This window comes from Mycolicibacterium neoaurum ATCC 25795, assembly GCF_000691525.1.
Taxonomy (GTDB): Bacteria; Actinomycetota; Actinomycetes; order Mycobacteriales; family Mycobacteriaceae; genus Mycobacterium; species Mycobacterium neoaurum.
The window spans coordinates 295237-318093 of the sequence record NZ_JMDW01000009.1; the positions used below are offsets into that span (position 1 = coordinate 295237).

Sequence of the window (22857 nt, forward strand, 5' to 3'; positions counted from 1 at the left end):
GAGGGAGGCGTCTCTAGACTGAGCAGTCGTCATCCACACCCAGACATCAGGAGTTTTCGTGCTGCGCAGTCACCCCGCCGGTTCGTTGCGGTCCACCGATGCCGGACAGACCGTGACCTTGGCGGGCTGGGTGGCCCGGCGGCGTGACCACGGCGGCGTCATCTTCATCGACCTGCGCGACGCCTCGGGGGTATCGCAGGTGGTCTTCCGGGACGCCGCGGTGCTCGAACAAGCCCACCGGTTGCGCGCCGAGTACTGCGTCTCGGTCACCGGCGTGGTCGAGGTGCGCCCCGAGGGCAACGCCAACGCCGAGATCCCGACCGGGGATATCGAGGTGAACGCCACCGAGTTGACGGTGCTGGGGGAGAGCGCGCCGTTGCCGTTCCAGCTGGACGAGACCGCCGGTGAGGAGGCCCGACTCAAGTACCGCTACCTCGACCTGCGCCGCGAAGGCCCAGGCAACGCAATCCGGCTGCGCTCCAAGGTCAATGCCGCCGCCCGCGGCGTGCTTGCCGAGCACGATTTCGTCGAGATCGAGACCCCCACGCTGACCCGCTCGACCCCGGAGGGGGCCCGGGATTTCCTGGTGCCCGCGCGGCTGCAACCCGGCAGCTTCTACGCCCTGCCGCAGAGTCCGCAGCTGTTCAAGCAGCTGCTGATGGTCGCGGGCATGGAGCGCTACTACCAGATCGCGCGGTGCTACCGCGACGAGGACTTCCGCGCCGACCGCCAGCCCGAGTTCACCCAGCTGGACATGGAGCTCAGCTTCGTCGAGGCCGATGACGTCATCGCGATCTCCGAGCAGGTGCTTCGCGCGGTGTGGTCGACGATCGGCTACGACCTGCCGACGCCGCTACCGCGGATCAGCTACGCCGAGGCCATGCGCCGGTTCGGTTCCGACAAGCCCGATCTGCGCTTCGGTGTCGAACTGGTGGAGTGCACCGAGTACTTCGCCGACACCAGCTTCCGGGTGTTCCAGGCTCCCTATGTCGGTGCGGTGGTGATGGACGGCGGCGCCTCGCAGCCGCGCCGCACCCTGGACGGCTGGCAGGAGTTCGCCAAACAGCGCGGGCACAAGGGGCTGGCCTATGTGCTGATCGGCGAGGACGGCTCACTCACCGGCCCGGTTGCCAAGAATCTCTCCGACGCCGAGCGCGACGGGCTGGCAGCCCATGTCGGCGCCAAGCCCGGTGACTGTGTGTTCTTCGCCGCGGGCACCGCCAAGGGCGCCCGCGCGCTGCTGGGCGCGACACGCATCGAGATCGCCAAACGCCTCGATCTGATCGACCCGACGGCGTGGGCGTTCACCTGGGTGGTCGACTGGCCGCTGTTCGAGCCCGCCGATGATGCCACCGCCTCCGGTGACGTCGCCGTGGGCTCGGGCGCCTGGACCGCGGTGCACCACGCGTTCACCGCCCCGCAGCCCGGGTCGGTGGACACCTTCGATTCCGATCCGGGGTCCGCGCTGGCCAACGCCTACGACATCGTCTGCAACGGCAACGAGATCGGTGGCGGGTCGATTCGTATCCACCGTCGCGATGTGCAGGAACGGGTGTTCGCGATGATGGGGATCGATCACGATGAGGCCACCGACAAGTTCGGATTCCTGTTGGACGCGTTCACCTTCGGCGCTCCGCCGCATGGTGGTATCGCCTTCGGCTGGGACCGCATCGTGGCGCTGCTTGCCGGCACCGACTCGATTCGCGACGTGATCGCATTCCCCAAGTCCGGTGGTGGTGTGGACCCGCTGACCGACGCGCCGGCACCGATCACCGAGCTGCAGCGCAAGGAAGCGGGAATAGACGCCAAGCCGGAGAAGCTGGATTCGAAATGACAGATGACATCGACAAGGACCGGATGGTGTCCGACGCCGCGGCGTTGAGCGACTTCAACCGCCAGATCGTCGAGGAGTTCCGGGCCAACGCGGGTAAGGTCGGCGGCCCGTTCGAGGGCAGCACGCTGGTGCTGCTGCACACCGTCGGCGCCAAGTCCGGCCAACCGCGCCTCTCTCCGTTGGCCTACCTGGAGATCGACGGCAAGGCGTTGGTCGTCGGTTCGTACGCCGGTGCGCCGAAGGACCCTGCGTGGGTGCACAATCTGCGAGCCGATCCGAGTGCGCGAATCGAGATCGGCGCCGACGCCTACGACGTCACCGCGCGTGAACTACCCGCCGACGAGCGTGATGCGACGTATCCGAAGATCGTCGAGAAGGCGCCGGTGTTCGCCGAGTACCAGGCCAAGACGTCGCGGGCGATCCCGCTGTTCGAACTCGTCAGGGCCTAGCACCCGGCGAGGTCTCACAGCCGCTCGAAGATGGTGGCGTTGGCCATCCCGCCGCCCTCGCACATCGTCTGCAGCCCGTAGCGTGCACCGCGCTGCCGGAGGGCATGGACCAGAGTCGTCGTGATGCGGGCACCACTGGCGCCGAGTGGATGTCCGATCGCGATGGCACCGCCGTTGACGTTCACCTTGGCCAGGTCCGCACCCACATCGTTGGCCCAACTCAGCACCACGGGTGCGAAGGCTTCATTGACCTCGAACAGGTCGATATCCGACAGCGCCAGCCCCGCTTTGCGCAGCACCTTCTCGGTGGCCGGGATGACGCCGGTCAGCATGTAGAGCGGATCGGAGCCGACGACGGTGGTGGTGTGCACCCGGGCCAGCGGGGTCAGACCCAGCCGGCGCGCGGTCGCACCGCTGGTGATCATCACCGCGGCGCTGCCGTCGGACAACGGCGAGGAGTTGCCAGGAGTGATGTTCCAGCCTATCTGGCTGAAGCGCGCCGCGTAGGCCTCGGAGAAGAATGCCGGTCGCAGACCCGCGAGGGTCTGCACGCTCGTGTCGGGGCGGATGATCTCGTCGCTGCTCAGGCCGGCGATCGGGGCCAGTTCATCGTCGAAAAGCCCGTCCTTGGTGGCGCGGGCCGCCTTCTCGTGGCTGGCGGCGGAGAACTCGTCGAGCTGGGTGCGCGAGAGTCGCCATTTCGCGGCGATCAGCTCGGCGCTGATGCCTTGGGGGACAAGCCCGTCGGGATAGCGGTCGGCCATGCCGCGGCCGAACGGATCGCTGCCAGGCAGCACCGAGGAACCCATCGGCACCCGCGACATGGACTCCACTCCGGCGGCGATCACGATGTCGTAGGCGCCGGCGAGGACGCCCTGGGCGGCGAAGCTGATGGCCTGCTGGCTGCTGCCGCACTGGCGGTCGACCGTGGTGCCGGGCACCGTTTCCGGGAAGCCCGCGCCCAGCAGGGCGTTGCGCGCGATGTTGACGGCCTGGTCGCCGACCTGGGTGACGGCACCGGCGATCACATCATCGACCAGAGCCGGGTCGACACCGGTGCGGGTGATGAGCTCGCGAAGGCTGTGCGCCAGCAGGTCGGCGGGTAGGACGCCGTGCAGCGCGCCGCCGGGTTTGCCCTTACCGATGGGGGTGCGCACCGCGCCGACGATGACCGCGTCACGATCCGAGTAGCCACTCATGTTGTCTCCTGACAGCTGGGTATCGCTTTCATTACTCTGATGGGAACGCGGGAAAGAGGCGATTCCGACCCGCCGTGGAGTGTGATCCGCATGACAATCGAAGCTTCACCGAGATCGATGAAGCCCCGCAAAAAATTGTCCAGGCCGTTAAAATTTCGCCGTCTACACGTGCAGGGGGGCCCACACGTGCCGGACACACTGTGGCAAGAAAGGGCCCCGGCGCATATGAGCCTTCCGGCTGACAACACGCTGGCGTATATGGATCAGGGTTCCTACCTGGCGCTCCGTGCGCTGGGTCGAGGACCGGTCATCCAATATGTCTGGATCTACGAACGCGGCGTCGACATGGACGGGCTGCGGCGCTTTCAGCGCAATCTCGCCCGCACCCTGCTGGGTCGCCGCCTGGAACGTTCCTCCATCCCGCTGGGTCGCCACCACTGGGTGCCCTGCGGTGAGTCAGCCGATATCGAGATCGCCGCCACCGAACGGCGCCGCGACGAGGTGTGGGATTTCGTCGAAGAGCGCGGCAATGTCCCCGTCGACCCCGAGCACGGGCCGCCGTGGCATCTGGCCGTCCAGCCGCTGGCCGAGGGCGGATCGGTGGTCACGCTGGTGGTGTCCCATACCGTCGCCGACGCCGCCGCCCTCATCGAGTCGATCACCCATGCCGTCAACGGCACCGGCCGCGACCTCGACTATCCCGCGCCGCGATGCCTGAGTCGCCGGCAGGCGCTGCGGCGCGATCTGACGATCACCGCACGATCCGTCCGCGAGGTGCCGGCCGCCGTGCTCGGTGCGGCGCGGCTGGCCCGAGCACAATCCGACGACCTGTCCGAGTCGGCCAAGGCGGTTCCCGTCGCGGCGCCCCGCAGACACGGTGAGCGTCCGGTCAGTCTGCCGACGGTCTCGGTGCGCGTCGACGCAGACGAATGGGATGCGCGCGCCAAAGCACTTGGCGGAAGTAGCAATGTGCTGCTGGCCGGTGTCGCCGCGCGGGTGGGGGCGGCCATCGGCCGTGTCGACGATTCCGGCCGCGTGATGTTGTCCTTGCCGGTCAGCGAACGTGTCGAGAACGACACCCGAGGCAACGCGCTCAACACCATCACCGTCATGGCCGACCCGCAGCTTGCCCACGGCGACCTGCGGCCGATCCGCAGTGGGATCAAGGCTGCCCTTGTGGACTTGGCGGCGACCCGAGAACAACTGCTCGCGCCGTTGCCGCTGGCGCCCTACACACCCAAATTCCTGCTGCGCCGGCTGGAGAAGTTGGTCCTCAAGGTGGGTAAGCCGATCGGATCCTCCAACAGCGGTGCGCTGCCCGAGGAGGTCAACCGGCCAGATGGAACGCCGGCGGACATGTTCGTCGCGCACTCGCCGGAGCCGGGAATCACCGCGACCGATCTGGATCGGATGGGTGGAAGGTTACTGCTGGCTGCCGGAACCGTCGGTGGCGCGGTGTGCATCTCGGTCACGTCATGGGAGCCGGGTGCGCCCAACACCAAGGAGGCCCTGATGCAGGCCGTCAAGGAGGCCTTCTACGATTTCGACCTCGTCGCGACCATGGAGTAGGCCGCGCTGCGCGCCGACCCGCGTTGTGGTGGGATTCGGTGATGGGTATCAAAGTGGCGCTGGAACATCGGACCAGCTACACGTTCGACCGGCTGGTGGACATCCACCCGCATGTCGTCCGTCTCCGTCCGGCACCGCATTCCCGTACCCCCATCGAGGCCTACTCCCTGCAGGTCGAACCGGCCGACCACTTCATCAACTGGCAGCAGGATGCGTTCGGCAACTTCCTGGCCCGGCTGGTGTTCCCGGATCGCGCGCGCAGCCTGACCATCACCGTCGGGTTGATCGCCGACCTGAAGGTCATCAACCCGTTCGACTTCTTCATCGAGGAATGGGCCGAGCACTTCCCGTTCCGCTACCCCAAGGAGTTGCTGGCCGACCTCGAGCCCTACCTTCGCCCGGTCGACGAGTCCGAAGAGGGTTCCGGCCCCGGCGAACTCGTCCGCAAATGGGTGGAGAACCTCACCATCGCCGAGGGCACCCGCACCATCGATTTCCTGGTCAACCTCAACGCGGCCGTGCGCGCCGACGTCGGCTACAGCGTGCGCATGGAACCAGGTGTGCAGACCCCGGATCACACGCTGCGCACCGGGATCGGCTCATGCCGCGACTCGGCTTGGTTGCTGGTGTCCGTCCTGCGCCAACTCGGGCTCGCCGCCCGGTTCGTCTCGGGATACCTCGTGCAGCTGGCCTCCGATGTCGAGGCGCTCGACGGCCCGTCGGGACCCGCGGCCGATTTCACCGACCTGCATGCCTGGACCGAGGTGTTCATCCCCGGCGCCGGGTGGATCGGATTGGACCCCACCTCGGCGCTGTTCGCCGGGGAGGGCCACATCCCGCTGTCGGCCACCCCACACCCGGAATCGGCCGCGCCCATCACCGGGGCCATCGGACCGGCCGAGGCAACCCTGGATTTCAGCAATGTGGTGACCCGGATCCACGAGGACCCCCGTGTCACCCTGCCCTACACCGAGCAGTCCTGGGCGGCCATCAATGCCCTTGGTGAACAGGTCGACGCGCGGCTGGCGGCCGGCGATGTCCGGCTCACCGTCGGTGGCGAGCCGACCTTCGTCTCGGTGGACAACCAGACCGACCCTGAGTGGACCACCGCCGCCGATGGGCCGCACAAGCGGGAGCGGGCATCGGTGCTCGCCGAACGATTGCGCCGGGTATGGGCGCCCAACGGGCTGGTGCAGCGCAGTCAGGGTAAGTGGTATCCGGGAGAGCCGTTGCCGCGCTGGCAGATCGGACTGATGTGGCGGACCGACGGGGAACCGTTGTGGAACGACCCGGCCCTGCTGGCCGATCCGTGGGCCGACCCCAAACCCGATCCTGCGCCCGCGGGTGCCGATGCCCAGCTGTTGGCCGCCGTCGCCGACGGACTGACCCTGCCCGCCCGACAGGTGCGCCCTGCATATGAGGACCCGCTGAGCCGACTAGCCGGCGCCGTCCGCCAACCCGCCGGTGACCCGGTGGAAGAGTCCGACGACCTTGCCGACGACAGCCCGGCCCGCCGCGCCGCGTTGCTGGCAAGGCTCGACGAGCCGGTCGCCGAACCGGCCGCCCACGTCCTGCCATTGCACCGCAGGGCCGACGATTCCGGTTGGGCGAGTGCGGACTGGACCTTGCGGCGCGGTCGGATCGTGTTGCTGGAAGGTGATTCGCCCGCCGGTCTGCGGTTACCGCTGAACTCGATCAGCTGGCGGCCCCCGCAGCCGACCTTCGCCACCGATCCGCTGAGCCCCCGCGGTGGACTGGCCCGCGGGCCGGCCCGCCAGGCCCAGGCGCCGGTCGAGGATGCCGAGACCGCGCCGCCGACGGCGCTGGTCGCCGAGATCCGCAACGGCCTGCTGTATGTGTTCTTGCCGCCCACCGATGCCCTCGAGCATTTCGTCGACCTGGTCGCCCGGGTCGAGGCGGCCGCCGCAGCGATCGAGACCCCGGTGATCATCGAGGGCTACGGACCCCCCGACGACGGGCGGCTGACGTCGATGTCGGTGACCCCCGATCCCGGCGTCATCGAGATCAACGTCGCGCCCACCCGCAGTTTTGCCGAGCAGCGGGCGCAGCTGGAGACGCTCTACAACGAGGCGCGGCTGGCGCGGTTGTCCACCGAATCCTTCGACGTGGACGGCAGCCACGGCGGTACCGGCGGCGGTAACCACATCACCCTCGGCGGGGTCACGCCCGCGGATTCGCCGCTGCTGCGCAGACCCGACCTGCTGGTCTCGCTGCTGACCTATTGGCAGCGGCACCCGGCGCTGTCCTATCTGTTCGCCGGGCGATTCATCGGCACCACCTCCCAGGCACCGCGCGTCGACGAGGGACGCAGCGAAGCGCTGTACGAACTCGAGATCGCATTCGCCGAGATCGACCGGCTGGCCCAGGAGGGTGCCGCACAAGCCTGGGTCACCGACCGCGCGCTACGACACCTGCTGACCGATATCACCGGTAACACCCACCGCGCCGAGTTCTGCATCGACAAGCTCTACAGCCCGGACAGCCCGCGCGGGCGGCTGGGGCTGCTGGAACTGCGCGGCTTCGAGATGCCGCCGCATTATCAGATGGCCATGGTGCAGTCGCTGCTGGTGCGGGCATTGGTCGCCCGGTTCTGGGACGAGCCGCTGCGCGCCCCGCTGATCCGCCACGGGGCAAATCTGCACGGCAGATATCTGTTGCCGCACTTCCTCATTCACGATATCGCCGACGTCGCCGCCGACTTGCGTGAACACGGTATCGACTTCGACACCAGCTGGCTGGACCCGTTCACCGAGTTCCGTTTCCCGCGCATCGGCACCGCGGTGTTCGACGGCGTGGAGATAGAACTGCGCGGCGCCATCGAACCGTGGAATGTTCTCGGCGAGGAGTCCACCGCGGGCGGCACCGCCCGCTACGTCGACTCCTCGGTGGAGCGCGTGCAGGTGCGGCTGGTGGGTGCGGACCGCAATCGCTATATCGTCACCGTCAACGGTCATCCGGTGCCGCTGCTGGCCACCGACAAGGCCGATATCCAGGTCGGTGGTGTGCGCTACCGCGCCTGGCAGCCGCCCAGTGCCCTGCACCCGACCATCACCGTCGACGGGCCGCTGCGCTTCGAACTCGTCGACGCCGCCTCGGGGGTGTCCCGCGGTGGCTGCACCTATCACATCGCGCATCCGGGCGGCCGTTCCTACGAGCGACCGCCGGTCAATGCGGTGGAGGCCGAATCACGCCGTGGCCGCCGGTTCGAGGCGACCGGATTCACCCCCGGCCGGGTCGATCTGGCCGACCTGCGGGAGAAGCAGGCGCGCCAATCGACCGATATGGGCGCGCCAGGGATTCTGGACCTCCGCCGGGTGCGTACCGTGCTGCGGTGATGGTTGCACAAACAGAGATGACGGCACGCGCCGAGGACGTGCTGGCCGGCTACCGGAGCCGCCGCGCCCAACAAGCGTTGTTCGATGTCCGGGGCACGGTCGGAAACGGCTTCGACGAGTTCGTCGACGCCGCAGGCGCCATCCGGCCCGCCTGGCAGGAGCTGGCCGAATGCGTGGCCGAGCGGGGCCGCGACGGGTTGGACCGACTGCGGGTGACCGTGCGCAACCTCGTCGACGACGACGGCATCACCTACGTGCACGTCGACAAGAGCGCCGCGGACACCGCCCCGGACGGTGGCGTCGCCGAGCCGTGGCATCTGGACGCGCTGCCGCTGCTCATCTCCACCGCCGACTGGGACGTCCTGGAAGCCGGGCTGGTGCAACGGTCGCGGCTACTCGACGCGGTGCTCACCGACCTCTACAGCGCGCGCGTCTCCCTCACCAGCGGGGTGCTGCCCCCACAACTGCTCTTTGCCCATCCCGCGTACGTGCGGGCCGCCCACGGGATCGAGGTCCCCGGCAAGCATCAGCTGTTCCTGCACGGCTGTGATGTCAGCCGGGCCGCCGACGGCAGTTTCCGGGCCAACGCCGACTGGACCCAGGCCCCCTCGGGAGCCGGCTACGCGCTCGCAGGTCGTCGGGTCATCGCCCACGCCGCCCCGGACCTGTATGAGCGCATCGCCCCGCGGCCGGCCTCCCCGTGGGCGCAGGCGTTGCGGCTGGCGCTCATCGATGCGGCACCCGAGGCCGCCGAGGAGCCCGTGGTGGTCGTGCTCAGTCCGGGTGCGCACTCCGAGACGGCCTTCGACCAGGCCTACCTGGCAAGCGTTCTCGGTTTCCCGCTGGTGGAGAGTGCCGACCTGGTGGTGCGCGACGGGAAACTCTGGATGCGTTCGCTGGGCACCCTCAAACGCGTCGACGTGGTGTTGCGCCGAGTGGATGCCGACTATGTCGACCCACTGGACCTGCGCGCCGATTCCCGGCTCGGGGTGGTCGGTCTGGTCGAGGTGCTGCGCCGCGGCGCGGCGACCGTCGTCAACACCCTCGGCAGCGGCATCCTGGAAAGCCCAGGGCTGATGCGCTTCCTGCCTGAGTTGGCCGAACTGCTGACCGGTGAGACCCCGCAGCTGGCATCACCGCAGATGTACTGGGGCGGAATCGATGTGGAACGGTCTCATTTGCTTACCCAGCTGTCGCGGTTGCTGATCAAACCGGTCACCGGGGGCAAGACGATCGTCGGTCCAGCGCTGTCGGTGTCGGCCCGCGAACAGCTTGCCGCGTGCATCGGCGCGAACCCGTGGCAGTGGGTCGGCCAGGAACTACCTCAATTCTCCTCGGCACCCACCGATTTCCTGCCCGGTGGGGTGTCCGCGGCCGATGTCGGCATGCGTCTTTTCACGGTGGCCCAACGCGGCGGCTACGCCCCGATGATGGGCGGGCTGGGTTTCCTGCCCGCTCCCGGCAATGCCGCATACACTCTCGATACCGTTGCGGCCAAAGACGTCTGGGTCCGTACCCCGGATCGTGCCAAAGCGGTGCCGACCCCCTCGGTGGACCTGCCGGTCATGACGCCGAGCCCCACCAGGGCGGTCAGCTCGCCGCGTGTGCTGTCGGACTTCTTCTGGTTGGGCCGCTACGCCGAACGCGCCGAGAACATGGCGCGGCTGCTGACCGTCACCCGCGAGCGCTACCACGAGTACCGGTACCGCCAGGATATGACCGAAAGTCAGTGTGTGCCTGTCCTGTTGGCTGCTATCGGCGTGATCACCGGCACTGACACCGGCTCCGGTGGCGACGATCACGAGTCCATCGCGATCGCACCGAGCACCTTGTGGTCGCTGACCGCCGACCGGCGCCGCCCGGGATCGCTGGCCCAATCTGTCGAACGGCTCGGGCTGGCGGCCCGCGGCGTGCGCGACCAGATGTCCAACGACACCTGGATGGTGCTCGCCGCGGTGGAGCGCGCCGTCGGGTCCAGGGCCCGCCAGCCGGAATCCCAGGCCGCCGGTGACGCCTACCTGCTGACCGCCCACACCCAGACGCTGGCGGGCATGCTCGCGCTGTCCGGGATGGCGGCCGAATCGATGGTCCAGGATGTCGGCTGGTCGGTGATGGACATCGGCAAGCGCATCGAACGCAGTCTCGGGCTCACGGCGCTGTTGCGCGCGACCATGACGGCGGTACGGGCGCCCGGCGCGGAACAGGCCGTCACCGAGTCGATGCTGGTGGCCTGCGAGTCATCGGTCATCTACCGCCGCCGGATGCTCGGCAAGGTCAGCATCGCCGCGGTGGCGGATCTGGTGCTCTTCGACGCAGAGAACCCGCGCTCGCTGATCTATCAGTTCGACCGACTGCATCAGGGTCTGCGGCGGCTGCCGTCGTCGTCGGGTTCGTCACGTCCGGAACGGCTGGCCGACGAGATCACCGCACGGCTGCGTCGTGTCGATCCGGACGATCTGGAGGCCGTCGACGCCGACGGCACTCGTGCCGAACTGGCCGATCTGCTCGACGGCCTGCATTCCGACCTGCGTGAGCTGTCCAGTCTGATCACCGCCGCGCATCTGTCGCTGCCGACCGGCATGCAACCGCTGTGGGGTCCCGACGAGCGGAGGCGGCTACCGTGACGCGAACAGGAACCCGGCGGTACGAGATCACCCACCGCACCACCTACCGGTACTCCGATGATGTCACCGGCTCGTACGGCCGCGGTTATCTGACCCCACGCGAACTGCCGGGCCAGCGGCGGCTGTCCCACGAATTGCTGATCGAGCCGGAGGCGGCCGACAGTTCGGTCAGTCGGGACGCCTACGGCAACACCAGTTCCTACTTCCATGTCACCGAACCGCACCGCACCCTCACCGTCACGGGTCACTCGCTGGTGGAGGTCGATCCGCCGGCACCGGAGCTCTACGAGGGGGGAGCTGCGCGCGCACCCTGGGAGATATCGCGCCCGGTCGGTCCCGACGGTGCACTCGCCAGCGAGTTCACCCTGGATCTCGCGCCCCCGGAGATCACCGATGACGTCCGCGCCTACGCGGCGCCCAGTTTCGTTCCGGAGCGGCCGCTGATCGAGGTCCTGCGTGACCTCAACTCGCGGATCTTCCGCGATTTCACCTACCGGTCGGGCTCGACGACCATCTCGACGGGGGTGGCCGAGGTGCTGGCGGCCCGGGAGGGGGTGTGCCAGGACTTCGCCCGCCTGGCCATCGCGTGCCTGCGGGCCAATGGCCTGGCCGCCAGCTATGTGTCCGGGTACCTGGCCACCGACCCGCCGCCGGGCAAGGAACGCATGATCGGCGTCGACGCCACCCACGCTTGGGCGTCGGTGTGGACGCCGCAGAACCAGTGGCTGGGGCTGGACCCGACCAATGACCAGTTGGTCGACGAGCGATATGTGGTGGTCGGCTTCGGCAGGGATTACGCCGACGTGCCGCCGCTGCGCGGGATCATCTACACCGAATCGGAGAGTAGCGTTATCGAAGTCTCAGTCGATGTGGCGCCGAACTGACTCCCTGGTGGTTTAGGCGTTCGCCGCAGCGGGCACCAGCTAGCGGCCGTGCGAACAGGGAGAGCGTACATGCGGGATTTCAATTGTCCGAAGTGTGGACAGCGACTGGCGTTCGAGAACTCGAAATGCCTGTCCTGCGGTTCGGCGTTGGGCTTCTCGCTCGACGATATGGCCCTGCTGGTCATCGCCAGCGGTGACGAGAGCGAGCACGCCGGGGCGGTCGACGAGCACAACTATGCGTTGTGCGCCAATCTTTATGCCGCCGAATGTAACTGGCTGGTCAAGGTCGGGGAGGGCTCTGGGCTGTGCGCATCATGTGCGTTGACCAGGACCAGGCCCGCCGATTCCGACACCGTGGCGATGGCCGCCTTCGCCGCCGCCGAGCGCGCCAAACGCCGGATGATCGCCGAGCTGACCGAGCTGAAGTTGCCCGTGGTCGGCCGCGAGGACGATCCGAAGTACGGGTTGGCCTTCGATCTGCTGTCCAGCGAGTTCGAGAAGGTCTTCACCGGCCACGCCGACGGGGTGATCACCCTTGACCTGGCCGAGGGCGATGATGTGCACCGCGAGCAGCTACGGGTGTCCATGGAGGAGCCCTACCGCACGCTGCTCGGTCACTTTCGGCACGAGATCGGCCACTACTACTTCTACCGGCTGGTCAGCCCAGTCCCGGAGTACCTGGAACGGTTCAACGAGTTGTTCGGTGATCCCGATCTTGATTACCAAGCAGCGCTGGACCGGCATTACAGCGAGGGAGCGCCGGCCGGCTGGAAGAACGATTACGTATCGTCCTATGCCACCATGCATCCGGCCGAGGACTGGGCCGAGACCTTCGCCCACTACCTGCACATCCGCGACACCCTGGATACCGCCGCGGCGTTCGGATTGGCGCCGGCCGGGGCGACCTTCGACCGACGGGTGTTGGGCCCCAGCGGTTTCGACACCATCATCGAGATGTGGCTGCCGCTGACGTGGGCGCTGAACATGGTGAACCGGTCGATGGGCCGCGACGATCTGTACCCGTTCGTGTTGCCGCCGGCGGTGCTGGAGAAGATGCGATTCATCCACACCGTGATCGACGAGATCACCTCCTCGCCGGACAAGCTGGCCGCGGTGGGCGGCGCGGCCTGACGGCCCAGCAGGCTGCGGTGGACCGTTCGCGCGGTCGTGCGTCTAGGTAGCGGTGGCGGTGTCGGGAAGGCCGGCTTTCTTGGCGGTCCGATCGGCGAGTTCCAGAAGTCGTCGAATTCTGCCTGCGACAGCATCTTTGGTCATCGGTGGATCGGCGCGGCGGCCCAGTTCACTCAAGGCGAGGTCGGGATGGGCCAGGCGTAGTGCTGCGGTGGCTTTGAGATGGGCGGGTGCGGTCTCCCCGAGAATCTGCATCGCACGCCGCACCCGTGCAGTGGACTCGGCGGCCGCCTCGGCCGCCCGCCTGGTGTTTGCCGACTCCAACGTGGGGCTTCGTCCGATTCCGTTCTGAGAGTGCTGATGATGGTGGCGATTCGCCCACAGCGCGCTTGTTTCGGGAGCGCCGATTCGCGCCAGCAGCGTGGTGACGGCCTCGTCGTTGCGCAGGACGACGCAGTCGCGGCCGCGGACTTCGTGCCGCTGCGCGGTGATCCCCAGGCGGCGTGCGACGCCGGCCAGTGCCATCGCCGCTTCCGGGCCGGGGCTGTAGACGGTGAGTCCCCGGCGATGTCCGGTCGCCGCCAGGTGGCCGGTGGCGAGAATCGCACCGCGCCAAGCCGCTTCCAACTCCTCGTGGGCGCCACCGACGATCCACGGAGGTATCCCGTTGACCGGCCGGCCGCGGTGGTCGATCAGTCCGGTTTGCCGGGCGAGGTTCTCGGCGTGACTGACGCGCAGAAGATAGCGATTGGCGCTGCCCGAAACGGTGTGCGCCATGTTCAGTGTCGGTGCGGCGCCACATAGGTGAAAGATGTTGCTACGTAGGCGTTGGGCAGTGGGGAAGTGATCGAGTTCGGCGTCGAGGACGACCGTGTTGCCGATGATGGCGAGCCCGCCGGTGAGTCGGAGCATCACCGCGACTTCGGCCCTGCGGGTCTTGGCCGTTCCTGGCGCAACGGAGCTGAGTTCGTTCTTGACCAGGGTCACCGGTTGCCGTGGGATCGACACGTCGCGGTCACCGTGTGCATTCAGGCCGGGTCGGCCGCCGGCGGTGACCATGGGCTGCGACATCAGCTGCAATCCTTTCCGCTCGATCCGGCTGGTGGAATGACTCAGGTGAAGACGGATCCACCAGCTGTACGGGGGCCGCTGCGTGGCCTGAGAGGCCGTGGAGCTGTCTGATCTGGTGTGTCCATCGTGTTGTCGCGAGCAGCTCACCACCCGCGAACGACTTCACTTTACATGGTGGTTGACACGTCAGTCAGTTATATGTGGCTGTGGCATTGCACACGTGCTGAACTGGTCTGCGGGAGTACCGGGCCGTAGGTGGCAAACGGAGTTCGTGCGTGTTGGCCGTCAGCCGCGCACCGAGATCGGTTGAAGGCGATAGCGGTACGAAGCGGCCTGGACGATGAGATGGCGAATCGAAACCCGTTGTCGCGGTGGGCGTGCCCACAAATGCGCATCGATGCGCGCGATGACCGGTGCCGCCGCTGAGCCCAGCGGACGCGGGTGGCCCCACGGGGCAGAACGTACTGGCGTCGGCCGCAGCGTCGCGGCTTTTGCAGTCCGTTGCGGCGTGAACGAAGTGGCTATTGCCGAGGGGTGCGTCGGACTTGCCGTACCGTATGAAAGGTGACTGTAAGGGAGCGCTCCGGTTGGAAAGTGCAGGTTATAGTTGGGTTTGCTTCGGCCCTCGTGTTTGCTCTGCTCATATTGGTCAACTCATTGCCGACCGTCTCGCTGGCCGAGGACGGAACGTACAGAGTCGATGACTGCTTCCGCTGCAACCCTGTCCCCGGCACGTGGCAGACCTACGGCGGGGTCGCGGCGCGCTGTGCATGGATGGTGCGCACAGAGGAAAAGGACGTTGTTGACCACGGCGAGTTCGCTCCGGGTGAGAGCGGACGTGTAGTGCTCCACAAAGGTGAGTACCTCACGACAGTCGGTTGTCAGCCCTGGGTGTTGATCGGCTGATCGGTCAACTCGGCATTATTGCGTGCTGACGTGCGGGCCCGCCCGTTGCCGGAGTTTCTTTCCTGCGGTGGGTGAACCGAGTGGCCGGCTGTTCGGCGCGGCCGTTCAACTCAAGCGCAGGTACGTCTGTCCGCGCGGGGACAGCCGATAGCCGGTGCCCAGACTGATGGTCAGCCCGAGCCCTTTCAGCTGTCTGACCCTGCGCTTGAACCGCGCTGTGTCGGTACCGACCCGAGCGGCCAGATCCGGTGCCCGGACACCTTCGTTGTCGCCGATCAGATGCAGGTACGTCCTGGTCCAGGGTTCGGTGGCCGCGTCCCAGCGGTCCAGTCGCGCGGTGATCTCGGCGATCTCGTCGGCGGTCGGTATGCCCTCGGCCAGGGCAGGACGCTCGTCCGGAGCCAGATAGCAGACCCCGATCAGATACGTGTGCGCGGCGATGCGCCCATCCAGTTCTGCCTGCGCGGTGGCGGCGTCGGGGTAGCCGGCCGCACGGGCTTGCGCCGGTGTCACCCGGTAACCGGCCGGGCATTCGTCGACCGAGTCGACATACACGGTCCCGGCCTGGGTGCGTTGGGTGCCGCCGGCCTTGACCCGCGGGCGGTCCCACTTGCGCAGCACCAGGGTGATGGCTCCGGCCGCGATACCGTCGGCCGTCGCACGATCGAGCAACACATCTCGATGCTATGACGGCGGCATGTCGTATCGGCGGGTCCGCAGCGGGGCTTTCTAGGATCGCCCGCGTGACTGATCGATACGGCTCCGACATCCTGTCTCGAAACCCGCACACGCCTAAGCGCGTTCGCTCCGTCGAACACCCGGCGGAGCGGGGACTGGTGGTCGAGGATCCCTCCAGCGGTTTCGTCGGCGCGGTGGTGCGTATCGAGAACAACCGGGTGGACCTGGAGGACCGCAACGGCCGGATCCGCTCCTTCCCGCTGGGCCCCGGCTTCCTCGTCGAGGGCAAGCCGGTGATTCTGACGGTGCCCAAGCGTGCCCCGGCCGCGCCGGCCCGCACCGCTTCCGGGTCGGTGGCGGTCGCCGGTGCGAAGGCGCGTGTCGCCCTGGCCAGCCGGATCTACGTCGAGGGCCGCCACGACGCCGAACTCGTCGAGCAGGTGTGGGGTGCGGATCTGCGCATCGAGGGTGTCGTCGTCGAATACCTGGGCGGTGTGGACGATCTGGCCGGCATTGTCGCGGAGTTCCAGCCCGGGCCCGGCCGCAAGCTCGGCGTGCTCGTCGACCACCTGGTGGCGGGCTCCAAGGAATCGCGGATCGCCGCCGAGGCGATGCGCGCGAGCTCAGGTGACCATGTGCTGGTGGTCGGGCACCCGTACATCGACATCTGGCAGGCGGTCAAACCCGAACGACTGGGCCTGAAGCAGTGGCCGGTGATCCCGCGCGGTATCGACTGGAAACACGGGATCTGCGAGGCGCTGGGCTGGCCACATGCCACCCAGGCCGATATCGCCGGCGCCTGGCAGCGCATCCGCGGCCGCGTCCGGGACTGGAACGATCTGGAACCGGCGCTGATCGGGCGGGTCGAGGAGCTGATCGACTTCGTGACCGCTTAGCGTTGAGGGGTGGCCGACAGTCTGTTCGACATGCCCGGAGATTCCCCTCCGGGTGATGCGCTGCCGACGGCCGCCAGTCCGCTCGCCGTCCGGATGCGTCCGGCCACGCTCGACGACGTGGTCGGCCAACAACACCTGCTCAGACCGGGATCGCCACTGCGCCGCCTGGTGGAGGGGTCCGGTGCGGCCAGCGTGATCCTCTATGGCCCGCCCGGTACCGGCAAGACCACGCTGGCCTCGTTGATCTCCGGTGCCACCGGGCGTCGATTCGAGGCGTTATCGGCGCTGTCCGCAGGGGTCAAGGAGGTGCGCGCGGTCATCGAGGAGGCCCGTCGCGCCGCGATCCGCGGACAGCAGACGGTGCTGTTCATCGACGAGGTGCACCGGTTCTCCAAGACCCAGCAGGACGCCCTGTTGGCGGCGGTGGAGAACAGGGTGGTGCTGCTGGTGGCAGCGACCACCGAGAACCCGTCGTTCTCCGTGGTGGCGCCGCTGTTGTCGCGATCGTTGATCCTGCAGCTGCAACCGCTGGACGCCGACGATATCCGTACCGTGCTGCAGCGCGCGGCGACCGACGAGCGGGGATTGGCGGGCAAGGTCGCGCTCGACGACGACGCGCTGGAGCTGTTGGTCACATTGTCGGCCGGGGATGCCCGCCGCGCGCTGACGGCGCTGGAGGTGGCCAGCGAAACGGGTGAGCGGATCACGGTCGAGGTCGTCGAGCAGTCGCTGGATCAGGCCGCGGTGCGCTACGACCGCGACGGTGACCAGCATTACGACGTCGTCAGCGCCTTCATCAAATCGGTGCGCGGCTCCGATGTCGACGCCGCGCTGCACTATCTGGCTCGGATGCTGACCGCGGGGGAGGACCCGCGCTTCATTGCGCGCCGACTGATGATCCTGGCCAGTGAAGATATCGGGATGGCGGATCCGAGCGCGTTGCCCACCGCGGTCGCCGCGGCGCAGACCGTGCAGCTGATCGGGATGCCCGAGGCGCAGCTGACCCTGGCGCACGCCACCGTTCACCTGGCCACCGCGCCGAAGTCGAATGCGGTGACCACGGCGCTGGGCGCGGCGATGGGTGACATCCGGGCGGGCAAGGCCGGGTTGGTGCCCGCGCATCTGCGGGACGGGCACTATGCCGGTGCCCAGAAACTGGGTAACGCGGTGGGCTACAAGTACGCCCACGACGCGCCGGGCGGCGTTGCGTCACAGCAATATCCGCCGGACGAATTGGTCGGCGTCGACTACTACCGGCCCACCGGGTACGGCGCCGAACGCGAGATCGCGACCCGGTTGGAGAAGTTGCGCGCCATCATCCGAAGGAAACGCTGATGAAGACCCATCTGCTCGATCTGGACACCTCGCGTCGCCGGATCGTCGACCTCACCGACGAGGTCGCACGGTTCTGCGCGGGCAGGGGCGACGGACTGTGCAACGTCTTCGTCCCGCACGCCACGGCGGGCATCGCCGTCATCGAAACCGGGGCGGGCTCCGACGACGATCTGATCGACACCCTGGAGCGTCTGCTGCCGCGCGATGATCGCTACCGGCATGCGCACGGTTCGCCCGGCCACGGTGCCGATCACGTGCTCCCGGGCCTGGTGTCACCGTCGGTGACGGTGCCGGTCGGCGACGGCACGCCATTGCTGGGAACCTGGCAGAGCATCGTCCTGGTGGACCTGAACAGGGACAACCCGCGTCGGTCGGTGCGGCTGAGCTTCGTGTCGGGCTGAAGATTCCGACCGGTAACCAAACGGTACTGTGGTGCGGTCGTTGTATTCGCAGGTTGGACCAAAGGACAGCAGCACGTGCAGACACACGAGATCAGGAAACGCTTCCTCGATCACTTCGTGAAAGCGGGACATACCGAGGTGCCCAGTGCCTCGGTGATCCTCGACGATCCCAACCTGCTGTTCGTCAATGCCGGCATGGTGCAGTTCGTGCCCTTCTTCCTCGGTGCGCGCACCCCGCCGTACGAGCGGGCGACCAGCGTGCAGAAGTGCATCCGCACCCCGGATATCGAAGAAGTCGGTATCACCACCCGCCACAACACCTTCTTCCAGATGGCCGGCAACTTCAGTTTCGGCGACTATTTCAAGAAGGGCGCCATCGAGCTGGCCTGGACGCTGCTGACCAACCCGGTCTCCGAGGGTGGCTACGGCTTCGACCCGGAGCGCCTGTGGGCGACGGTCTACCTCGATGACGACGAGGCCATCGAACTGTGGCAGGAGGTCGCCGGGCTGCCGCTCGAGCGCATCCAGCGCCGCGGCATGGCCGACAACTACTGGTCGATGGGCATCCCCGGGCCTTGTGGACCGTGCTCGGAGATCTACTACGACCGCGGACCCGAGTACGGCGTCGACGGCGGGCCGGAAGCCAACGAGGACCGCTACATCGAGATATGGAATCTCGTGTTCATGCAGAACGAGCGCGGCGAGGGGACGTCGAAGGACGACTTCGAAATCCTCGGGCCGTTGCCGCGCAAGAACATCGACACCGGCATGGGTGTCGAGCGCATCGCCTGCCTGCTGCAGGGTGTGGACAACGTCTACGAAACCGATCTGGTGCGACCCGTTATCGACAAGGTGGCCCAGTACGCGCCCCGCGGCTACGGCCAGGGCAACCACACCGACGATGTCCGCTACCGCATCATCGGCGACCACAGCCGCACCGCCGCCATCATCATCGGCGACGGTGTCAGCCCCGGGAACGAGGGGCGCGGTTATGTCCTGCGCCGCCTGCTGCGCAGGATCATCCGCGCTGCCAAGCTGCTCGGGGTGGAGCAGCCCATCATGAGCGAGCTCATGGTCACCGTGCGCGACGAGATGGGACCGTCCTACCCCGAACTCGTCACCGACTTCGACCGCATCCACCGCATCGCGGTGGCCGAGGAGACGGCGTTCAACCGGACCCTGGCCTCGGGATCGCGGTTGTTCGACGATGCCGCCGAGGCGACCCGCAGCGCGGGCAAGTCCACGCTCTCGGGCGTCGACGCCTTCACGCTGCACGACACCTACGGCTTCCCGATCGAGCTCACCCTCGAGATGGCCGCCGAAGCAGGCCTCAGTGTGGACGAAGAGGGTTTCCGCGGGCTGATGGCCGAGCAACGGCAGCGGGCCAAGGCGGACGCCGCCGCCCGCAAGCAGGCCCACACCGACCTGTCCGCGTACCGCGACCTCGTCGATGGTGGCCCCACCGAGTTCACCGGTTTCGATGAGCTCGCCACGCAGGCAACCATTCTCGGCATCTTCGTCGACGGCACCCGGGTTCCGGTGGTCAGCCACGGCAGCACGGACGGCACCGTCGAGCTGATCTTGGATCGGACCCCGTTCTACGCCGAATCCGGTGGCCAGATCGCAGACGAGGGCACCATCACCGGCACCGGCTCGTCGGAGACGGCCAAGGCGACCGTCACCGATGTGCAGAAGATCGCGAAAACGCTGTGGGCGCACCGCATCCGGGTCGAATCGGGTGAGTTCGTCGAGGGTGACACCATCCTCGCCGAGGTGGATCCGACCTGGCGGCACGGCGCGACCCAGGGCCACTCGGGCACCCATATGGTGCACGCGGCGTTGCGAGAGGTGTTGGGGCCCAACGCTGTACAGGCCGGCTCGTTGAACCGCCCGGGCTACCTACGATTCGACTTCAACTGGCAGGGATCGCTGTCGGAGGCCCAGCGCACCCAGATAGAAGAGGTCGCCAACGAGGCCGTGCAGGCCGACTACGCGGTCAACACGTTCAACACCGGACTCGACCAGGCCAAGGCGATGGGCGCGATGGCACTGTTCGGGGAGAACTACCCCGACGAAGTGCGGGTGGTCGAGATCGGTGGGCCGTTCTCGCTGGAACTGTGCGGCGGAACTCATGTGCGCAGCTCCGCGCAGATCGGTCCGGTGACGCTGCTCGGGGAGTCCTCGGTGGGCTCCGGCGTGCGACGTGTCGAAGCCTATGTGGGCCTGGAATCCTTCCGGCATCTGTCCAAGGAACGCGCGCTGATGGCCGGGCTGGCCTCCTCGCTGAAGGTGCCGTCCGAGGAGGTCCCGGCCCGGGTGGCCAACCTCGTCGAGCGACTGCGCGCCGCTGAGAAGGAACTCGACAAGGTGCGTCTTGCCAACGCCCGCGCCGCCGCGGCAAACGCCGCCGCCGGTGCCGAGACGGTCGGTAAGGTCCGTCTGGTGGCACAGCGGATGGCGGGCGGGGTCTCGGCCGGGGATCTGCGCAGCCTGGTGGGTGACATCAAGGGCAAGCTGGGCTCCGAGCCCGGTGTGGTCGCCCTGATCGCCGAGGGCGACGACGGCAGCGTGCCGTTCGTGGTTGCGGTGAATGCGGGCGCTCAGGATTTGGGTCTGAAGGCCGGCGACCTGGTCAAGGTGCTGGGCGGTCCGGTCAACGGCCGTGGGGGTGGGAAGGCCGATCTGGCCCAGGGTTCCGGTAAGGGGGCGGCGGGTATCGACGCGGCGTTGGCCGCGCTGCGCGCAGAGATCTCCCGGAGCTAGCCGGTGCCACTGGACGTCGACCGCAGCCCTGACCGGCCCGGCCCCGATGACCCGGGGCGCGGCCGGCGGCTCGGGGTCGATGTCGGCACCGTGCGTATCGGCGTGGCAGGCAGCGATCCCGACGGGATCCTGGCCACTCCGCTGGAGACGGTCAAACGGGAACGCACCGGACGGCATCTGCGTCGGTTGGTGGCGCTGGTACAGGAGAACGATGCCGTCGAGGTCATCGTCGGGTTGCCGCGCACGCTGGCCGACCGCTCCGGATCGTCGGCCCAGGATGCCGTCGAGATGGCCGACAAGCTGGCCGAGCTGATCGCGCCGGTACCGGTGCGATTGGCTGACGAACGACTGACCACGGTGAGTGCACAGCGGGCGCTCCGGGATGCCGGAGTGCGCGCCAAGAACCAGCGGGCCATGGTCGATCAGGTTGCGGCAGTGGGGATTCTGCAGACCTGGTTGGACCAGCGCCGGTCCGCATTAAGGGTGGCCGATGAGTGACCAGTGGGATTCACAATGGAGTACCGACCGCCATGAGCCGATCGCCGTCGGACCGCCGCGTCGCCGGATGAATCGCGCCGAGCGCGCCCGGGCGCGACGGATGGCCCGACGGCGGCGGACCTACACGATTCTCGCGGTGGCGACCCTCGTGGTGGTCGTCGTCGGCGCGGTGTTCGTCGGATCGCGAATGTGGCACAACATGTTCGGAAGCGGCGGTGACTTCGCCGGCGAAGGTGTCGACGATGTCGTCATCGAGGTGCACAGCGGGGACACCACCACCGCGATCGGCCAGACCCTGCAACAGAGCAATGTCGTGTCTTCGTCGAAGACCTTCGTCGAGGCGGCCGCGACCAACCCGGCGATCGCGGCCATCCAGCCCGGCTTCTACAAGGTGCGCACCGAGATCCCGGCCGCCAATGCGGTCGAACGCCTCGCCGATCCGGCCAATCGTGTCGGCCAGCTCGTCATCCCCGAGGGCCGCCAGCTCGACGATGTCGCCGATGTCAAGACCGACGCGGTGACCGAGGGCATCCTGACGCTCATCTCCCAAGCCTCGTGCGTCGATCTCAACGGCACCCGGGAATGCGTCTCCGCAGAGGACCTCAAACGCGCCGCAGGCAGCGCTGACCCCGCCACCCTCGCCGTCCCGCCGTGGGCGAACCCGGGCCTGGAGGCCATGGGCGACGACCATCGCCGGTTGGAAGGCCTGATCGCCGCGGGTAGCTGGAATGTCGACCCGTCGGGAACGCCGGAGAGCATCCTGGCGGGATTGATCCGGTCGAGCACGGCGACCTACGAGGCCAACGGATTGCTCGATGCGGCCACCACCGCCAACATCACGCCCTACCAGGTGCTCGTGGTGGCGTCGCTGGTGCAGCGCGAATCCAAGCCCCAGGACTTCTCCAAGGTTGCCAGGGTGATCTACAACCGGCTCGCCGAGAACCGGAAGCTGGAGTTCGACTCCACGGTCAACTATTCGTTGGACCGCACCGAGGTGGCCACCACCGACGCCGACCGAGCACGGATCACGCCGTGGAACACCTACGCCTCGTTGGGCCTGCCCAAGACGCCGATCTGCTCACCGGGGGCGCCGGCGGTCGTCGCCGCCGAGAACCCCGCGATCGGGGACTGGCTGTACTTCGTCACCATCGACCTGCAGGGCACCACCAACTTCACCCGCGATTACGACGAGCATCTGGCCAATATCGAGATCGCCAGGCGCAACGGTGTGCTCGACAGTGCCCGATAGGCGGCCCGCCGCCG

Annotated in this window: 16 protein-coding genes; 13 read left to right on the top strand and 3 right to left on the bottom strand. The window is 67.7% G+C overall.

Features of this window, described 5'->3' with window-relative positions:
* Nucleotides 1–58 precede the first annotated feature (58 nt).
* Both aspS and IC40_RS0113450 read left to right on the top strand, forming a co-directional pair.
* On the top strand, nucleotides 59–1834 hold the full coding sequence (gene aspS / locus IC40_RS0113445; RefSeq protein WP_030135221.1) for an aspartate--tRNA ligase: 1776 nt from the start codon (nucleotides 59–61) through the stop codon (nucleotides 1832–1834).
* Nucleotides 1831–2283 (top strand): nitroreductase family deazaflavin-dependent oxidoreductase, encoded by a 453-nt coding sequence (locus tag IC40_RS0113450; RefSeq protein WP_030135222.1) that lies wholly within the window; start codon nucleotides 1831–1833, stop codon nucleotides 2281–2283. The genes aspS and IC40_RS0113450 overlap by 4 nt, the downstream gene beginning before the upstream one ends.
* Before the next feature lie 14 nt (nucleotides 2284–2297).
* Here the strand turns inward: IC40_RS0113450 and IC40_RS0113455 are convergent, their stop codons facing one another.
* Complete coding sequence (locus IC40_RS0113455; protein ID WP_030135223.1) at nucleotides 2298–3482, bottom strand: thiolase family protein; 1185 nt, start codon at nucleotides 3480–3482, stop codon at nucleotides 2298–2300.
* Between the two features lie 225 nt (nucleotides 3483–3707).
* Here IC40_RS0113455 and IC40_RS0113460 point away from each other — a divergent pair, with 225 nt between their 5' ends.
* The 5 genes from IC40_RS0113460 to IC40_RS0113480 all read left to right on the top strand — a co-directional run bounded on the left by IC40_RS0113460 (nucleotide 3708) and on the right by IC40_RS0113480 (nucleotide 13046).
* Entirely contained in the window at nucleotides 3708–5051 is a 1344-nt protein-coding gene (locus IC40_RS0113460) for a hypothetical protein (protein WP_030135224.1), read from the top strand.
* 41 nt (nucleotides 5052–5092) lie between these two features.
* The gene (locus IC40_RS0113465; protein WP_030135225.1) at nucleotides 5093–8407 is read left to right on the top strand and encodes a transglutaminase family protein; all 3315 of its coding nucleotides are present in this window, start codon (nucleotides 5093–5095) and stop codon (nucleotides 8405–8407) included.
* On the top strand, nucleotides 8407–11031 hold the full coding sequence (locus IC40_RS0113470; protein WP_030135226.1) for a circularly permuted type 2 ATP-grasp protein: 2625 nt from the start codon (nucleotides 8407–8409) through the stop codon (nucleotides 11029–11031). Before IC40_RS0113465 ends, IC40_RS0113470 begins: the two co-directional genes overlap by 1 nt.
* Complete coding sequence (locus IC40_RS0113475; protein ID WP_030135227.1) at nucleotides 11028–11915, top strand: transglutaminase family protein; 888 nt, start codon at nucleotides 11028–11030, stop codon at nucleotides 11913–11915. The genes IC40_RS0113470 and IC40_RS0113475 overlap by 4 nt, the downstream gene beginning before the upstream one ends.
* 69 nt (nucleotides 11916–11984) lie before the next feature.
* Nucleotides 11985–13046 carry a zinc-binding metallopeptidase family protein gene (locus IC40_RS0113480; protein WP_030135228.1) on the top strand — a complete coding sequence of 354 codons (1062 nt, stop codon included), beginning with the start codon at nucleotides 11985–11987 and terminating at the stop codon, nucleotides 13044–13046.
* A gap of 42 nt (nucleotides 13047–13088) precedes the next feature.
* Here the strand turns inward: IC40_RS0113480 and whiA are convergent, their stop codons facing one another.
* Both whiA and IC40_RS0113495 read right to left on the bottom strand, forming a co-directional pair.
* Complete coding sequence (gene whiA / locus IC40_RS0113485; RefSeq protein WP_234411580.1) at nucleotides 13089–14117, bottom strand: DNA-binding protein WhiA; 1029 nt, start codon at nucleotides 14115–14117, stop codon at nucleotides 13089–13091.
* Between the two features lie 1011 nt (nucleotides 14118–15128).
* Nucleotides 15129–15698, bottom strand: a complete 570-nt coding sequence (locus tag IC40_RS0113495) for a hypothetical protein (RefSeq protein ID WP_030135231.1) — start codon at nucleotides 15696–15698, stop codon at nucleotides 15129–15131.
* 68 nt (nucleotides 15699–15766) lie between these two features.
* On the opposite strand from IC40_RS0113495, the gene IC40_RS0113500 reads away from it, so the two are divergent.
* From IC40_RS0113500 to IC40_RS0113525, 6 genes are all read left to right on the top strand, one after another.
* Nucleotides 15767–16597 carry a DUF3097 domain-containing protein gene (locus IC40_RS0113500; RefSeq protein ID WP_030135232.1) on the top strand — a complete coding sequence of 277 codons (831 nt, stop codon included), beginning with the start codon at nucleotides 15767–15769 and terminating at the stop codon, nucleotides 16595–16597.
* Nucleotides 16598–16606: 9 nt separating this feature from the next.
* Nucleotides 16607–17932 carry a replication-associated recombination protein A gene (locus IC40_RS0113505; protein WP_030135233.1) on the top strand — a complete coding sequence of 442 codons (1326 nt, stop codon included), beginning with the start codon at nucleotides 16607–16609 and terminating at the stop codon, nucleotides 17930–17932.
* Nucleotides 17932–18333, top strand: coding sequence for a secondary thiamine-phosphate synthase enzyme YjbQ (locus IC40_RS0113510; RefSeq protein ID WP_030135234.1), 402 nt, complete (start codon nucleotides 17932–17934; stop codon nucleotides 18331–18333). The genes IC40_RS0113505 and IC40_RS0113510 overlap by 1 nt, the downstream gene beginning before the upstream one ends.
* Nucleotides 18334–18408: 75 nt before the next feature.
* A complete protein-coding gene (gene alaS / locus IC40_RS0113515; protein ID WP_030135235.1) occupies nucleotides 18409–21096 on the top strand; it encodes an alanine--tRNA ligase in 2688 nt (895 codons plus the stop codon).
* Nucleotides 21097–21099: 3 nt separating this feature from the next.
* A complete protein-coding gene (ruvX, locus tag IC40_RS0113520) occupies nucleotides 21100–21594 on the top strand; it encodes a Holliday junction resolvase RuvX (protein WP_030135236.1) in 495 nt (164 codons plus the stop codon).
* The gene (locus IC40_RS0113525) at nucleotides 21587–22843 is read left to right on the top strand and encodes an endolytic transglycosylase MltG (RefSeq protein ID WP_030135237.1); all 1257 of its coding nucleotides are present in this window, start codon (nucleotides 21587–21589) and stop codon (nucleotides 22841–22843) included. The genes ruvX and IC40_RS0113525 overlap by 8 nt, the downstream gene beginning before the upstream one ends.
* The last annotated feature ends 14 nt before the right edge of the window (nucleotides 22844–22857 follow it).

Bases quoted from the DNA above. Each gene is read 5' to 3' on its own strand.
- IC40_RS0113450 (WP_030135222.1), top strand. From the start codon at position 1,831: ATGACAGATGACATCGACAAGGACCGGATGGTGTCCGACGCCGCGGCG.
- IC40_RS0113455 (WP_030135223.1), bottom strand. From the start codon at position 3,482: ATGAGTGGCTACTCGGATCGTGACGCGGTCATCGTCGGCGCGGTGCGC.
- IC40_RS0113460 (WP_030135224.1), top strand. From the start codon at position 3,708: ATGAGCCTTCCGGCTGACAACACGCTGGCGTATATGGATCAGGGTTCC.
- IC40_RS0113465 (WP_030135225.1), top strand. From the start codon at position 5,093: ATGGGTATCAAAGTGGCGCTGGAACATCGGACCAGCTACACGTTCGAC.
- IC40_RS0113470 (WP_030135226.1), top strand. From the start codon at position 8,407: ATGGTTGCACAAACAGAGATGACGGCACGCGCCGAGGACGTGCTGGCC.
- IC40_RS0113480 (WP_030135228.1), top strand. From the start codon at position 11,985: ATGCGGGATTTCAATTGTCCGAAGTGTGGACAGCGACTGGCGTTCGAG.
- whiA (WP_234411580.1), bottom strand. From the start codon at position 14,117: ATGTCGCAGCCCATGGTCACCGCCGGCGGCCGACCCGGCCTGAATGCA.
- IC40_RS0113510 (WP_030135234.1), top strand. From the start codon at position 17,932: ATGAAGACCCATCTGCTCGATCTGGACACCTCGCGTCGCCGGATCGTC.
- IC40_RS0113525 (WP_030135237.1), top strand. From the start codon at position 21,587: ATGAGTGACCAGTGGGATTCACAATGGAGTACCGACCGCCATGAGCCG.